The sequence below is a fragment of the Paracoccus sp. UBA5162 genome, assembly GCF_002413585.1.
Classification (GTDB): Bacteria; Pseudomonadota; Alphaproteobacteria; order Rhodobacterales; family Rhodobacteraceae; genus Paracoccus.
The window spans coordinates 1-14,559 of sequence record NZ_DHXG01000026.1 but is presented as its reverse complement, the minus strand read 5'-3'; the positions used below and the strand labels follow the sequence as shown (position 1 = coordinate 14,559).

The following is a 14,559-nucleotide window of genomic DNA, read 5'->3' as shown; positions in this document are numbered from 1 at the left end:
CCGAAAGGCGAGGTGACCGAAGGCTCAGATCTTCAGATTCGATTTCGGACCGGCGAAATACCAGATGATCAGACCCAGGATGGGCAGGATCGCGATCAGCAGGATCCACAGCAACTTGGTGCCGGTGCCTTCATTGGTATTGATCACCTGCGCGATTGCCCAGATATCCAGAACCAGAATGACAATGCCGAACAGATATTCCATGGCTGTTTCTCCTGTTGCCTGATGGCCAACCCCGCCGGCCGCCGCGGGGTTCCCTACAGGACGTAGCGCGACAGATCGGTCGACCGGGACAGATCGCCCAGACGCTTCTCGACGTAGTCGGCATCCACGCTGACGGACTGACCCTTCTGGTCCGGCGCCTCGAATGACAGATCCTCGAAGACCCGTTCGATCACCGTGTAAAGACGCCGCGCGCCGATATTCTCGACCGCGCTGTTCACCTCGGCCGCGATCCGGGCAAGAGCCGCGATGCCGTTATCGGCAAAGGTCACATCGACGCCCTCGGTGGCCATCAGGGCGGTGTACTGCCGCGTCAGCGCGTTGTCGGTTTCGGTCAGGATCCGGATGAAATCCTCTTCCGTCAGCGCCCGCAACTCGACCCGGATCGGCAGGCGGCCCTGCAATTCGGGCAGCAGGTCGCTGGGTTTGGCCACGTGGAACGCGCCCGAGGCGATGAACAGGATATGATCGGTCCTGACCGCGCCGTATTTCGTGCTGACGGTCGTGCCCTCGATCAGCGGCAGCAGGTCGCGCTGCACGCCCTCGCGGCTGACATCGCCGCCGCGCGCATCCGCCCGCGCACAAACCTTGTCGATCTCGTCAATGAAGACGATGCCGTTTTCCTGCACCGATTCCAGCGCGGCGGCCTTGACCACATCGTCATCGAGCAGCTTGTCCGCCTCTTCCGCGATCAGCAATTCATAACTTTCCGCGACCGTCACCCTGCGCCGAACCCGGCGCCCGCCAAACGCCTTCATCAGCCCGGACAGATCCATCATTCCGCCCAGCGACTGACCCGGTTGGCCGGGCATTTCCATGCCACCCAGGGGGTTGGAATTGTCCTGCAATTCCAGCTCGATCATGGTGTCGTCCAGTTCGCCGCGCTTCAGCTTGTCGCGAAACATCTGCCGGGTGCCGTCGCGCGCGCTTTCGCCGGCCAAAGCCTCGACCACCCGCTCCTCGGCAAGGGCATGAGCCTTGGCCTTCACCTCGTCGCGCATCCGCTCGCGGGTGTCGATCATGGCCGCGTCGGCCAGATCGCGGACGATCTGTTCCACATCGCGACCGACATAGCCGACTTCGGTGAACTTGGTTGCCTCGACCTTGATGAAGGGCGCATTGGCCAGTCGGGCCAGCCGCCGGCTGATCTCGGTCTTGCCGACGCCGGTGGGGCCGATCATCAGGATGTTCTTGGGATAGACCTCGTCACGCAGGTCGTCGCCCAGCTGTTTGCGCCGCCAGCGGTTGCGCAGCGCGACAGAGACGGCGCGCTTGGCCTCCTTCTGTCCGATGATGAAGCGATCCAGCTCGGATACGATCTCGCGCGGTGTCAGGTCGGTCATGTCATGCCTGCTTTGGTCGTCAGATATCCCGGGGATGAGGCCCGACACGGGCCGATGGGGCGCCGCCGCCTTACCCTTCCAGGAATTCGACGGTAAGGTTTCCGTTTGTATAGACGCAGATATCGGCCGCAATCGCCATCGCCTTGCGGGCGACTGCCTCGGCATCGAGATCGGTTTCCATCAGCCCCCGCGCCGCTGCCAGCGCGAAGTTGCCGCCCGATCCGATGGCGGCCACGTCATGTTCGGGTTCCAGCACATCGCCCGCGCCGGTGACGACATAGACCTGGTCGCCATCGGTCACGATCAGCATCGCCTCGAGATTGCGCAGGTACTTGTCGGTGCGCCAATCCTTGGCCAGGTCCACGCAGGCGCGTTGCAATTGTCCGGGCGCGGATTCCAGCTTCTTCTCCAGCCGTTCCAGCAGGGTGAAGGCGTCGGCGGTCGAACCGGCAAAGCCCGCCACGACGTCGCGCCCGCCCGGCGCCAGCCGCCGCACCTTGCGCGCGCTGCCTTTCATCACCGTCTGGCCCACGCTGACCTGACCGTCGCCCGCGACCACGACCCTGCCGCCGCGCCGCACCGCAAGGATGGTGGTGCCGTGCCAGCCGGGAAATGTCTCATCCGCCATCGGAAGTCTCCGTCTTCTGTCCGGACCCAGATATGAAGGCGCCCCGATGACTGCAAGCCGTTCCATCCCGTGCAGGGCTCTGGCAGGCTGCTGCGCGGGTCTGCGGGCAGGGTGGTTTTTCGCGCCGGCGCCGGCCGGATCCACATTCTCAGGGGCGACGGCGGATCCGGGCTTCCAGTGTGCGGCCGAGCCGGAAACCTGGCGTCAATCTAAACCGCCTTGGCCCTGGGTGCCCGTTCAGAGATCTCCAGGCCACCGAGGTTCTTGCCCCGCGCCGTGACCCGCGCGACGACAACGGTCGCGAATCCCTCCAACTCGCCGGAATCCGCGTCGGTGTGCGGATTATGTCTCGGAGATCTCGGCCGCTCCCAGAAACTGGGACAGGATCGCTGCCACCGCATCGGGCGCGTCGGCGTGCAGCCAATGGCCTGCGTCCTTGACCTTGACCACGCGGGCCTGGGGAAAGCTGGCGCGCAGCGCCTTCTGCCCCGCCTTGCTGAGGTAATCCGACCGCGCCCCCGCGATTTCGAGGACCGGCCCGTCGAAGGTCCCCTGCGGCAGGTCCTCCGGCCAGCCCACCAGGTCGGCCATCGCCGCGCGCAGCGCAGGCAGGTTCAGCCGCCATGCCGGCGGATCGGCCTTCAGATCCAGCGATTGCAGCAGAAAGGCGCGGGTGCCCGGCTCGTCTACCAGCGCGGCCAGAAGCCGGTCGGCGTCGCTGCGGCGTCTCAGATTGCGCAGGTCCAGGGATTCCATGGCGTCGATATGGTGGCTCTGGTCGTGGCGATAGGCGATGGGAGCGATGTCCATCACCGCCAGCTTGCGCACCATCTGCGGCCGCGTCAGCGCCAGCGCCATCGACGCCTTGCCGCCCATCGAATGACCGACCAGATCGGCGCGCCCGCCGAGAATTCCGATCAGCTCCGCCAGATCGCCTGCCATCGCCGCATAGCTGTGATCGGGATCTTGCGGGCTGTCGCCGTGATTGCGCAGGTCCGCCGTCACCACCCGTCGCGATTCGGCCAGCCGCCGGGCCAGAGCGCCCAGATTGCGGCCCTGACCAAACAGGCCGTGAACCAGAAGGATGGGAAGCCCGCCTTCGGGCCCGATCGAGACGTGATTCAGCTTCATGTCGGCAGCCTACGGCGTCTGGCGCCCGCCCGCCATCCCGCGTAGCCTGTGGCCATGGCACGGGATGCGCAGAGTTTCGAAGAGATCGGCGACATGGCTGCAGAGGTTTCGCACATGATCGCGGCCCGGTTCGGTGGCGCCAGGCGGGGCGAACGGCCACCGCTGCGGATCATGCTGCGCCGCCGCGGCGGCGCCCTGCCGCGAAGGCTGCGCAAGGCCGGCGCCCGGCTGGCGCGCGCCGAAACGCTGGCGCGTCAGCCCAAGGTCGCCCGGCAGATGGATCTGGCCGGGCTCAGCCGCGACCGCGACTTGTTGATCGCCCACTTGCAGCCTCTGGGCCAGTTCAACCGTTGGCAGGGCCGCGCGATCAGCTTTGCGGCCTCGGTCGCCTTCGGACTGCTGGTTCTGGGCGCGGCGATCGTCTGGCTTCTGGTGTGGCGCGGCAGGCTTTAGCCTTGCACATCGTGCAACCCGGCTTGCAGGAACAGGGGGTTGTCAATGCTGCGCCGCAGCATGATCTTGGCTCCGACATGTGCGAGAGACAATGATGCCCGAGAACCGAGAATTCCGGAACGCGATTCTGGCGCTGGCCATCGGCGCCTTTGCCATCGGCACGTCCGAATTCGCCGCGATGGGGCTTTTGCCCTATTTCGCTGCCGATCTGGGCATTACCGACCCGCAGGCGGGCCATGTCATCAGCGCCTATGCGCTTGGCGTCGTGATCGGCGCGCCGCTGACCTCGATCATGGGCGCCAAACTGCCGCGCCGGCGCTATCTGGCGGCGCTGATCGCCTTTTACGGGATCATGAACCTTCTGGCCGCGGCACTGCCGGGGCTGGCGGCGCTGACCGTGATGCGGTTTCTGGCCGGTCTGCCGCATGGCGGATTCCTGGGCGTCGCGATGCTTTATGCCGCCGATGCCTTGCCGGCCGGACAACGCGCGCGAGGGGCTGCGCAGGTGTTGATGGGCCTGACGATCGCGAATATCTTTGGCGTTCCCCTGGCCGGCGCGATGGGGCAGGGGATCGGCTGGCGATGGGGTTTTGCGCTGCCGGGCCTGATCGCGCTGATCTCGGCCTGGGCGATCCTCAGACTGGCGCCGCGCGTCGGCGGCGATCCCGATGCCCGCCCGCTGGACGAATTGCAGGCCCTGCGCAATCCGCGCGTGCTGTGGACCCTCGCCGTGGGCGCGATCGGCTTTGGCGGGCTGTTTGCGGTCTATTCCTACCTGACGGCCGCGATCCTTGCCACCAGCGACGGTCCGGGCTGGGCCATCCCGCTGGCGCTGGCGGTCTTCGGCCTGGGCGGGACACTGGGCACGTGGTTCGCCGGGCGCGTGACCGAGCGGCTGGGCACGGCCCGCGCCGCCTATGTCAGCCTTGCCGCGATGGCGGTGACGCAGGGCTTCGCCGCGCTGGCCGTGGGAAACTGGGTGCTGATGGTCGTTTCCAGCTTTCTGCTGGCGGCGGGGGCGGGACTGGTGATCCCGCTGCAGACGCGGCTGATGGACGTGGCGGGCCGGGCGCAGAACATGGCCGCGGCGATGAACCACGCGGCGTTCAACGCCGCCAACGCGCTTGGGCCTTTCCTGGCCGGTCTGGCGCTGACCGCAGGATGGGGCTGGCGCGCGCCCGGTCTGGTGGGAATCGCGCTTACGGCTGCGGGTGCGGTGGTTCTGATGCTGGCTTTGCGACAGGACCGGGTCTCCGCGGCGGTGGCAGATTGCGCAGGATGACCTGCCGCGAGGTCGAGGCGAATTCGCGCCGCCAGGTCACGAACAGCACGACCGCCACGCCGGCCAGCAGCGCCCAGGGCCCGGCCAGCCAGCTCAGTGAGCCGAGGGCGAAATAGACGCTGCGCAGCCCGGCATTGAAGCTGCGGGCGGCGGTGATGTTCAGGTCCGCCGCCTGCATGGCGCGATCCCGCGCCGCCGGATCGGCCGGATCGTTGGGCACCGCTGCCATCATGATCGCGCAATAGCCGAACAGCCGGTGCGCCCAGACGAATTTCAGGAAGGCGTTGACGACGAAGAACATCGTCACCAGCAGCTTGACCTCCCACAGGATGGTCAGGCCGCGATCCAGATCGAATTCGCGGGCCAGACCGCGCAACGGGTCGGTATTGCCGATCAGCGCCAGGATTCCACCGGTCGCGATCATGCAGGCGGATGCGAAGAAGGCCGTGCCCTCGCGCAGGCTGGCCAGGATATTGCCGTCGAAGATGCGTGGTTCCCTGGTCAGGAAGTGCAGCATCCATTCGCGCCGGAACCGCGTCATCAGCACCGAGACCGAGGGCTTGCCGGCCGGCGGTCGCTCGGTCATCCAGCCGATGCCCCACCAGGCGGCGAACAGAGCCAGCACCGCCGCCAGATCGGCGGGATCGAAACGCGTGGCGAAGGTCATGTCGAACTGCATGAGCCTGGTTTAGGCTGCCGGGTCGCGCCTTGAAAGCCCTGTTCGCACGCCGCGCCGATGCGGTATCCGGCAGGTCGGCGCAGGCGGCGACAGCACCCGGCAAACGGCGGCGGGCGCGGGCCTTCACGATCGGTTGCGCCGGGTCTTGAAGGCTGCTTTCGGTTCCCTAGATCTATTCTGTCCGGCGGCCTTGAATGGCGCCGGCAGGACGCCCGCCCGGAAACCGGGGGGCCTTAGACCGCATCGCTTATGAAAGGATGTAACCCATGCGCAATTTTGATCTGACCCCGCTCTATCGTGCCTCGGTCGGCTTTGACCGTCTGGCGGACGTGATGGATCGAACCCTGTCCGCCGATGTCGCGGCCCCGACCTATCCGCCCTACAACATCGAGAAGACCGGCGAGGATGCCTATCGAATCTCGATCGCTGTGGCGGGTTTTGCCGCCGATGATCTGTCGGTCGAGGTTCGTGACGGCGCCGTGATCGTCTCGGCCCGGAAGGCCGAAGAGGATGACGGCCGGTCCTATCTGCACCGCGGCATCGCGACCCGCGCGTTCGAGCGCAAGTTCACCCTGGCCGATCACGTCCGTGTCGATGGCGCCAGCCATGCCGACGGAATGCTGCATATCGATTTGGTCCGGGAAGTGCCCGAGGCGCTGAAACCGCGCCGGATCGAGATCGCCAAATCGGCGCCCAAGGTCGAGAAGCTCGACGCCTGACCGCGCCGAACCCCGCAGCCTGTCTTTTCCCCGACAGGCCGTTCATGCCCGCCGCGCTCCGTCGGCGGGCATGATATCGGCGATGGGTGTCCGGCATCTTTGCTAAAGTGGCGGAAGCGGTGGGATTCGAACCCACGGTGCGGTTTCCCGCACGCTGGTTTTCAAGACCAGAGCCTTAAACCACTCGGCCACGCTTCCGATCCGCGCGGATTAGACTGCCGCGCGCGCGGGATCAACCGGCCTTAGCGGTTCAGCCGGACGACATTCGCCGCGCCGGAGATCTCGACCGCGCGGATCCGGGCAAGCTGGATGTTCGACAGCGCGAGTCCGGCGGTGATGGTGTCGGTCGCCGGAGCGGCCGCCATCGTCGCCTGCGCGCTGTCCGGAAGCGGAGGCACGCCCACGAGACGCAGGCGAAGAATGCCATCTTCGTCCGGCGCGGCTCGGCCCGAGGGCTGCGGACGGGCGGTGATCAGCGCGACCTGGGAATAGCCCTTGCTCGGCGCCATGCCGGTGACGACAAGCAGCCGCCCTTCGTTCAGGGGCTGCCAGCCCGCCGACAGGATCTGCGCAATGCCTGGCCGCTGATCGGCGTTCTGCCCGTATCCGCCCTCGGGAGCCAGCGTGGCGGCCTGGCGGCTGCCGCCGCCCGAAAACCAGCCGAAGGGGTTCAGCCCGCTGTCGCTGAAACGGCCGCCGCAGCCAGAAAGAAACAGGGCCGGGATCAGCAGCGTGGCGGACAATCTTGTCATGGCGGTCCCTCGGGCGATGTCACTTTGCCAAAATCCTAGGCGAAAGCAAACCGCGATGAAAGCCTCTTTGACCTTGCCGCCCGCGCGCGCTAACCCCGGCATTGCCAGCCGAAAGGATCGCATCATGGCCACCGCCGCCTTTGAAGAGATCGCCGAGACCTTCGACTTTCTCGACGATTGGGAAGATCGCTATCGCCATGTCATCGAATTGGGCAAGGCGATGCCGCCGATGGACCCGGCGCTGCAGGTGCCCGCGACCAAGGTCGAGGGCTGCGCCAGCCAGGTCTGGATCATGCCGATGATCGAGGGCGGACGCTTTGACTTTCAGGGCGACAGCGACGCGCTGATCGTGCGCGGGCTGATCGCAGTGCTGCACGCGCTTTATGCCGGGGTTCCGGTGAACGAGATCGACGCCATCGACGCGCAGGCCGAACTGGGCCGGCTGGGGCTGGACGAGCATCTGTCCTCGCAGCGCTCGAACGGATTGCGGGCGATGGTCGCGCGGATCAGGCAGCTTTCCGCCGCCGCAGCGTGATCCAGCCGCCGCCCAGAACGCGGGTGCTGTCGGGGGCATAGAAGACGCAGGCCTGTCCGGGGCTGACGCCCTCCTCGGCATCCAGCAATTCGACCTCGGCCCGGGTGGCGTCGCGCGGGCGCAGGATCGCCGGCCGCGGCGGCCGGGTCGACCGGATGCGCACCATGACCGGGATCTCGCCCGTGAAGGGCTGATCGCCCAGCCAGTTGACCTCGCTGACGGGCACGATGCGGGTGGCCAGCGCCGATTTCGGGCCGACAACGACACGCCGCGTCTCGGGCTCCAGCCGCACGACATAGAGTGGATCGTCCAGTCCACCGATGCCAAGGCCGCGCCTCTGGCCGATCGTGTAATGGATCACGCCGCGATGACGGCCGAGAACCGTGCCTTCCATGTCCACGATCTCGCCCGGATCGGCCGCGCCGGGGCGCAGCTTTTCGATGACCGCGGCATAGTCGCCGTTCGGAACGAAGCAGATGTCCTGCGAATCGGGCTTGTCCGCGACCGACAGCCCGAACCGGGCGGCCAGCGCGCGCGTTTCCGCCTTGCTTTCCAGATGGCCCAGCGGAAAACGAAGGAAATCAAGCTGCTCTTGCGTGGTCGAGAACAGGAAATAGCTTTGATCGCGGTTTATATCGGCGGCCATGTGCAGTTCGGCCCGGCCGGCGCCGTGCTTGCGCTGGATGTAGTGGCCGGTCGCCATGCAATCGGCGTCCAGATCGCGGGCGGTGTCCAGCAGATCGCGGAATTTCACCCGCTCGTTGCAGCGGATGCAGGGCACGGGCGTCGCGCCGCCCAGATAGGCGTCCGCGAATTCGTCGATGACCGATTCGCGGAACCTGTTCTCGTAGTCCAGCACGTAATGCGGAAAGCCCATCCGTTCCGCCACGCGGCGGGCATCGTGGATGTCCTGGCCCGCGCAGCACGCACCCTTCTTGGCCAGCGCCGCGCCGTGATCGTAAAGCTGCAGCGTCACGCCGATGACATCGTAGCCTTCGGATTTCAGCTTTGCCGCGACGACCGAACTGTCAACGCCGCCCGACATGGCCACGACCACCCGCGTCTGTGCGGCGGGCTTGGCGAAGCCAAGGCTGTTCAGGTCTGACGCCCGCGCAGGTGCGGGGGCAAGGTCGGTGGCGGTCATGGCATGATCCCGGATATCGGATTGCATCGAAATATAGGCAAATGCCCCGCATTCTCAAGGCGAACCCCGAGGAAATGCCGCCGCGGAATAACCGTGGCTTAAAATCTTTGGATCATGGTTGGCAGACGCGATTTAAGGACCGTGGAATGTTCGTGAAAAAGACCGAAGGCCCCCGCACCGTGACATTGCCGGATGGCGCCATCCTGACGGTGGCGGATCTGCCGCCGCCCGAAACCCGCTGGGTCGCCAGCCGCAAGGAAACCGTCGTTGCAGCCGTGCGCCATGGCCTGATCACGCGCGAGGATGCATTGCGCCGCTATGGCCTGTCCGAAGAAGAATTCGAGGCCTGGCGCAAGGCGGTTGAAACCCACGGCCGCGCCGCGCTGAAAGTCACTGCCTTGCAGCGCTTTAGACAACCTTAGGTTGCGTAATGCGTTTTTCTGGGTTTAAGTAACGGGATATTAACCTTGTCGCCGGATGGTCGGCCAGGGACCAAGAACAATCGGGGACAATTCAGGCCATGCGCATTCTACTGGTAGAGGACGATCCCAACACCGCGAAGGCGATCGAACTGATGCTGACGGCGGCCAGCTTCAACGTGTTCCGCACCGATATGGGTGAGGAAGGCATCGATCTGGCCAAGCTTTACGACTATGACCTGATCCTGCTGGATCTGGATCTGCCGGACATGCACGGGATGGAGGTTCTGCGTCATCTGCGGCTGGCGCGGATCGACACGCCGATCCTGATCCTGACCGGGTCCGACGACACCGAAAGCAAGCTGCGCGGCTTTGGCTTCGGCGCCGACGACTACATGACGAAGCCCTTCAACCGCGAGGAATTGCAGGCCCGTATCCAGGCGATCATCCGCCGCTCCAAGGGTCATAGCCAGGCGATCATCCAGACCGGCGAGATCGTGGTCAATCTGGACGCGCGCTCGGTCGAGGTCAGGGGCCGCTCGGTCAACCTGACCGGCAAGGAATACCAGATCCTCGAACTGCTGAGCCTGCGAAAGGGCACGACGCTGACCAAGGAAATGTTCCTGAACCATCTCTATGGCGGCATGGACGAGCCCGAACTGAAGATCATCGACGTCTTCATCTGCAAGTTGCGCAAGAAACTGTCCGAGGCACTGGGCGGCGAAAATCACATCGAGACGGTCTGGGGGCGCGGCTATGTGCTGCGCGATCCCGGTCCCGCCAACGAAGAGCGGCTGGCGATCGGCGCCTGAATGACGGATCAGCCAAGAGACAGCCGGGTCGCGGCGGCGGCCCGGCTGTCTCGTCTTCCTGCCGACGGCAGCGACGACCGCGGCTTTTAGCAGCCGCCCTGGCGTCGTATAGAAGGGGCGGACAGCACATTGATCCCCCTTCAGGCAGGTGCGATGCATGACGGAAGAAAGCGATTCCAAGCATGTCCGGACGCGATCGCCGCGAAGCCGGATCGTCGAACTTGACCAGCAGCAGGCGGCTGACGAGATCGCCGATCTCTCGGCTCGGATCGCGCGGGCGAACGAAGACTATCATACCAGGGATGCGCCGCGGATCTCCGACGCGGATTACGATTCGCTGAAACAGCGGCTGGCCGCGCTGGAACAGGCTTTTCCGGATCTCGCCCATCCTGACAGTCCGACCGGCAAGGTCGGCGCGAAACCGGCCGAGGGATTCGGCAAGGTTGTCCATGCCCAGCGGATGATGTCGCTGGCCAATGCCTTCTCAAGGGCCGAGGTCGCCGATTTCGTGGCCCGAATCCGCGGCTTTCTGAACCTGTCCGAGGAAGCGCCGCTGAAGATCGCCGCGGAACCCAAGATCGACGGATTGTCGCTGTCGCTGCGCTATGAAAGGGGCCGCCTGGTCCAGGCCGCCACGCGCGGCGACGGCGCCGTCGGCGAGAACGTCACCGCCAATGCCCGGACGATTTCGGACATTCCCACAATCCTGAAAGGCGCGCCCGAGATCCTGGAGGTCCGCGGCGAGGTCTACATGAGTCACGCGGATTTCGCCCGTCTGAACGCTCAGGACGGCGGCCGCGTCTTCGCCAATCCGCGCAATGCTGCTGCCGGCTCTTTGCGCCAGATCGATCCGGCTGTGACAGCGTCGCGACCGCTGCGCTACTTTGCCTATGGCTGGGGCGCGGTCTCGGCGCCTCTGGCCGACAGCCAGATGGATGCGGTGGGCCGGCTGGCGGGACTGGGCTTTCAGACCAACCCGCTGATGACGCTGTGCGACGATCTCGAGTCCATGATCGCCGTCTGGTCGCGGATCGAACAACAGCGCGCGACACTGGGATATGACATCGATGGGGTGGTCTACAAGGTGAACGACCTGGCCTATCAGGCCCGGCTGGGTTTTCGTTCGACCACGCCGCGATGGGCTCTGGCGCACAAATTCCCTGCCGAAACCGCCTGGACTCGCCTTGATCGCATCGAGATTCAGGTCGGCCGCACCGGCGCCCTGTCCCCCGTCGCGCGGCTCGAGCCGGTGACGGTCGGCGGGGTCGTCGTCTCGAACGCGACCCTGCACAACGAGGATTACATCGCCGGGCGCGACAGCAGCGGCGCGCCGATCCGCGAGGGGCGCGACATTCGCGAGGGCGATTGGGTCAAGGTCTATCGCGCGGGCGACGTGATTCCGAAGATCGCCGATGTGGATCTGTCGCGCCGGCCCAAGGGCAGCGCGCCCTATGAATTTCCGTCGCTTTGCCCGGAATGCGGATCGGATGCGATCCGCGAGCCGGGCGATTCGGTGCGCCGCTGCACGGGCGGACTGATCTGCCCGGCCCAGGCGGTCGAGAAGCTGAAACATTTCGTCGGCCGCGCCGCCTTCGACATCGACGGGCTGGGCGCCAAACAGATCGAGATGTTCTTCGCCGATGATGCCCTGCCGATCCGCGAACCCGCCGATATCTTTACCCTGGCCGCCCGCGACGCCCGGAACCTGTCGAAGCTGAAGAACCGCGAAGGGTTTGGCGACAGATCGGTCGAAAAGCTGTTCGCCGCTATCGAGGATCGTCGCGACATCGCATTGAAAAGGCTTATATTCGCTCTTGGCGTCCGGCATGTGGGCGAGGTCGCCTCGGCCACGCTTGCGCGCCATTTCGGCACCTGGGGCCGGCTGGTTTCGGCGATCGACGGCGCGGCGCAGGAACCCGCCTTCGCGGCCCCCGATGACAAGGCCCGCAAGGCGGCGATGGACCGCAGTCCCAACTGGGCAGAACTGACCGGCATCGACGGCATAGGGTCGGTTCTGGTGCAATCGCTGGTCACGACCTTCCGGCAGGACGCCGAACGCGCGAGCATCAACCGGTTGATCGCGCAACTGAAGGTGAAGCCCGACGATACGGAAGTCGACGAAGGCAGTCCGGTCAGCGGCAAGACCCTGGTCTTCACCGGCACGCTGGAACGGATGACACGCGCCGAGGCCAAGGCCCGGGCCGAGGCGATGGGCGCCAAGGTCGCAGGCTCGGTCAGCGCCAGGACCGATCTGCTGATTGCCGGTCCCGGTGCGGGCTCCAAGGCAACAAAAGCCGCCGAACTGGGCGTGAAGGTCATCGACGAGGATGAATGGCTGCGCATCGCGGGGGCGGGATGAGCCAGCCCGGGGGCCGCCCGCCGGCACTGTTTCCGCTGTTCGCGGCCATCGACACGTTGCCGGGCATCGGCCCGAAAGGCCGGGCGGGACTTGAACAGATGGGGATCGAGCGGCCGCGCGACCTGATCCTGACGTTGCCTCACAGCGGCGTCACCCGCCGCCGCATCGACCGGCTGGCGGATGCGCGCCCGCCCGAGATCGTCACCGTCACCGTGACGATCGGCCGCCACCACCCGCCCACCGTGCGCGGGCGCCCGTGGCGGGTTCATTGCAGTGACGGCGTGGGCGATCTGACGCTGGTCTTTTTCCATCCGCGACGCGAATGGATCGAAAGCCGGTTGCCGACCGGCGCGCGCCGCATGATCAGTGGCAAGCTGGAATTGTTCGACGGCCTGGCCCAGATGGTTCATCCCGACCACATTCTGACCGAGGATCATCCGCCGCCGCCCGACTTCGAGGCGGTCTATCCGCTGTCTGCCGGCCTGACCCAGAAGATGATGGCCAAAGCGGTCGAGGGCGCGATGATCCGCCTGCCGCAGCTTGAGGAATGGATCGATCCGCAGGTCCTGGCGCGGCGCGGCTGGCCCGGCTTATCAGAGGCGCTGAAACGGGCCCATGCGCCGGCGCATATGCGCGATCTGTCGCCCGACGATCCGGCGCGCGCGCGGCTGGCCTATGACGAATTCTTCGCCCATCAGATGACCCTGGCGCTGGTCCGGCGCGAAAAGCGGCGGCTGAAGGGCCGGGCCAGCGTGGGCGACGGTCGCCTGCGGGGCGCGGTGCTGGCCAACCTGCCCTGGCCGCCGACCGGTGCCCAGATCCGTGCCGTGGACGAGATTGCCGCAGACATGGCGTCGGACCGGCGCATGAACCGGCTGCTGCAGGGCGATGTCGGCGCAGGCAAGACGCTGGTCGCGATCCTGTCCGCCCTGATCGCGGTCGAGGCGGGCGGGCAGGCCGTGCTGATGGCCCCGACCGAGATTCTCGCCCGCCAGCACGCCCGCGCTCTGGAACCGCTGGCGCGCGCGGCCGGGGTGCGGCTGGCCGCCCTGACCGGCCGCGACAAGGGAGAATCGCGGGCGCAGTTGCTGGACGATCTGGGCCAGGGGCAGATCGACATTCTTGTAGGCACCCATGCGGTCTTTCAGAAGGATGTGCATTTTCACGACCTGCGGCTGGCCATCATCGACGAACAGCACCGTTTCGGCGTGGCCCAGAGATTGCAGCTTTCCGCCAAGGGCGAAGCGCCGCCCGACATGCTGATCATGACCGCAACACCGATTCCGCGTTCGCTGGCTTTGTCGCAATATGGCGATCTGGATCTGTCGGTGCTGGATGAAAAGCCGCCGGGACGCCAGCCGATCACGACCGTGATGATCGGTGACCAGCGGTTGGACGAGGTGACGGCACGCCTGCGAAAGGCTTTGGAACAGGGCGCGCGCGCCTATTGGGTCTGCCCGCTGGTGGATGAAAGCGAGGTCAGCGATCTGACGGCGGCCGAGGCGCGGTTTCAGTCGCTTCGAACGCAGTTCGGCGATCAGGTGCGGCTGGTCCACGGGCAGATGCCGGGCGATCAGCGCGATGCCGCGATGGCGGATTTCGCCGCCGGGCGGGCGCGGATCCTGGTCGCCACAACCGTGATCGAGGTCGGCGTGGATGTGCCGGAGGCCACGATCATGGTGATCGAGCGCGCCGAAAGCTTTGGACTGGCGCAACTGCACCAATTGCGCGGGCGCGTCGGGCGCGGGCAGGGGGCCTCGACCTGCCTGCTGATCTATCACGCGCCCCTGAACGAGACCGGCGCCCGGCGTCTGACCACCCTGCGCGATACCGAGGACGGATTCCGCATCGCCGAGGTGGATCTGGAAATGCGGGGCGCGGGCGATGTGATCGGCACCGCGCAATCCGGTCTGCCGCGTTTCCGCATTGCCGATCTGGAACATCAGGCCGGGTTGATGGCGGTGGCGCGACAGGATGCCCGGGCAACGCTTGAACGCGACCCCGGTCTCGACAGTCCGCGCGGCCGCGCGATCCGGATGCTGATGTGGCTGATGAGCCAGGAAGAATCGATCCGGCTGATC

At 66.1% G+C, this 14,559-nt stretch carries 15 protein-coding genes and 1 tRNA gene; 8 read left to right on the top strand and 8 right to left on the bottom strand.

What is annotated here, in order from left to right; genetic code table 11:
* Positions 1 to 24: 24 nt before the first annotated feature.
* The 4 genes from B4A72_RS03445 to B4A72_RS03430 all read right to left on the bottom strand — a co-directional run bounded on the left by B4A72_RS03445 (position 25) and on the right by B4A72_RS03430 (position 3,324).
* Positions 25 to 204, bottom strand: a complete 180-nt coding sequence (locus B4A72_RS03445; protein WP_292978092.1) for a PLDc N-terminal domain-containing protein — start codon at positions 202 to 204, stop codon at positions 25 to 27.
* Between the two features lie 53 nt (positions 205 to 257).
* On the bottom strand, positions 258 to 1,565 hold the full coding sequence (gene hslU / locus B4A72_RS03440; RefSeq protein ID WP_292978091.1) for an ATP-dependent protease ATPase subunit HslU: 1,308 nt from the start codon (positions 1,563 to 1,565) through the stop codon (positions 258 to 260).
* 70 nt (positions 1,566 to 1,635) lie between these two features.
* Positions 1,636 to 2,193, bottom strand: coding sequence for an ATP-dependent protease subunit HslV (gene hslV / locus B4A72_RS03435; RefSeq protein WP_292953676.1), 558 nt, complete (start codon positions 2,191 to 2,193; stop codon positions 1,636 to 1,638).
* A gap of 342 nt (positions 2,194 to 2,535) precedes the next feature.
* Positions 2,536 to 3,324 (bottom strand): alpha/beta fold hydrolase, encoded by a 789-nt coding sequence (locus B4A72_RS03430; protein WP_292953679.1) that lies wholly within the window; start codon positions 3,322 to 3,324, stop codon positions 2,536 to 2,538.
* A gap of 54 nt (positions 3,325 to 3,378) precedes the next feature.
* Between B4A72_RS03430 and B4A72_RS03425 the strand changes: the two genes are divergently transcribed.
* Complete coding sequence (locus tag B4A72_RS03425) at positions 3,379 to 3,777, top strand: hypothetical protein (protein ID WP_292953682.1); 399 nt, start codon at positions 3,379 to 3,381, stop codon at positions 3,775 to 3,777.
* Between the two features lie 94 nt (positions 3,778 to 3,871).
* Positions 3,872 to 5,059 (top strand): MFS transporter, encoded by a 1,188-nt coding sequence (locus B4A72_RS03420; protein ID WP_292978090.1) that lies wholly within the window; start codon positions 3,872 to 3,874, stop codon positions 5,057 to 5,059.
* Here B4A72_RS03420 and B4A72_RS03415 read toward each other — a convergent pair.
* Positions 4,977 to 5,738, bottom strand: coding sequence for a DUF599 domain-containing protein (locus tag B4A72_RS03415; RefSeq protein WP_292978089.1), 762 nt, complete (start codon positions 5,736 to 5,738; stop codon positions 4,977 to 4,979). The genes B4A72_RS03420 and B4A72_RS03415 overlap by 83 nt on opposite strands.
* 266 nt (positions 5,739 to 6,004) lie before the next feature.
* Here B4A72_RS03415 and B4A72_RS03410 point away from each other — a divergent pair, with 266 nt between their 5' ends.
* Positions 6,005 to 6,457, top strand: coding sequence for an Hsp20 family protein (locus B4A72_RS03410; RefSeq protein ID WP_292953691.1), 453 nt, complete (start codon positions 6,005 to 6,007; stop codon positions 6,455 to 6,457).
* A gap of 108 nt (positions 6,458 to 6,565) precedes the next feature.
* Here the strand turns inward: B4A72_RS03410 and B4A72_RS03405 are convergent.
* Together B4A72_RS03405 and B4A72_RS03400 are read right to left on the bottom strand one after the other, a co-directional pair.
* A tRNA-Ser gene (locus B4A72_RS03405) sits at positions 6,566 to 6,655 on the bottom strand.
* A 44-nt stretch (positions 6,656 to 6,699) separates the two neighbouring features.
* Positions 6,700 to 7,209 carry a hypothetical protein gene (locus tag B4A72_RS03400; protein ID WP_292978088.1) on the bottom strand — a complete coding sequence of 170 codons (510 nt, stop codon included), beginning with the start codon at positions 7,207 to 7,209 and terminating at the stop codon, positions 6,700 to 6,702.
* Positions 7,210 to 7,333: 124 nt separating this feature from the next.
* On the opposite strand from B4A72_RS03400, the gene B4A72_RS03395 reads away from it, so the two are divergent.
* The gene (locus B4A72_RS03395; RefSeq protein ID WP_292953697.1) at positions 7,334 to 7,744 is read left to right on the top strand and encodes a SufE family protein; all 411 of its coding nucleotides are present in this window, start codon (positions 7,334 to 7,336) and stop codon (positions 7,742 to 7,744) included.
* Here the strand turns inward: B4A72_RS03395 and mnmA are convergent.
* The gene (gene mnmA, locus B4A72_RS03390; RefSeq protein WP_292953700.1) at positions 7,716 to 8,888 is read right to left on the bottom strand and encodes a tRNA 2-thiouridine(34) synthase MnmA; all 1,173 of its coding nucleotides are present in this window, start codon (positions 8,886 to 8,888) and stop codon (positions 7,716 to 7,718) included. The two genes, B4A72_RS03395 and mnmA, sit on opposite strands and share 29 nt — an antisense overlap.
* Before the next feature lie 41 nt (positions 8,889 to 8,929).
* On the opposite strand from mnmA, the gene B4A72_RS03385 reads away from it, so the two are divergent.
* From B4A72_RS03385 to recG, 4 genes are all read left to right on the top strand, one after another.
* Positions 8,930 to 9,310, top strand: coding sequence for a DUF1153 domain-containing protein (locus tag B4A72_RS03385; RefSeq protein WP_414692142.1), 381 nt, complete (start codon positions 8,930 to 8,932; stop codon positions 9,308 to 9,310).
* Positions 9,311 to 9,408: 98 nt separating this feature from the next.
* The gene (gene ctrA / locus B4A72_RS03380) at positions 9,409 to 10,119 is read left to right on the top strand and encodes a response regulator transcription factor CtrA (protein WP_292957080.1); all 711 of its coding nucleotides are present in this window, start codon (positions 9,409 to 9,411) and stop codon (positions 10,117 to 10,119) included.
* A 157-nt stretch (positions 10,120 to 10,276) separates the two neighbouring features.
* Positions 10,277 to 12,478, top strand: a complete 2,202-nt coding sequence (gene ligA, locus B4A72_RS03375; protein WP_292957077.1) for an NAD-dependent DNA ligase LigA — start codon at positions 10,277 to 10,279, stop codon at positions 12,476 to 12,478.
* A partial coding sequence (gene recG, locus B4A72_RS03370; RefSeq protein ID WP_292978087.1) for an ATP-dependent DNA helicase RecG occupies positions 12,475 to 14,559 on the top strand: 2,085 nt, incomplete at its 3' end. The genes ligA and recG, both read left to right, overlap by 4 nt.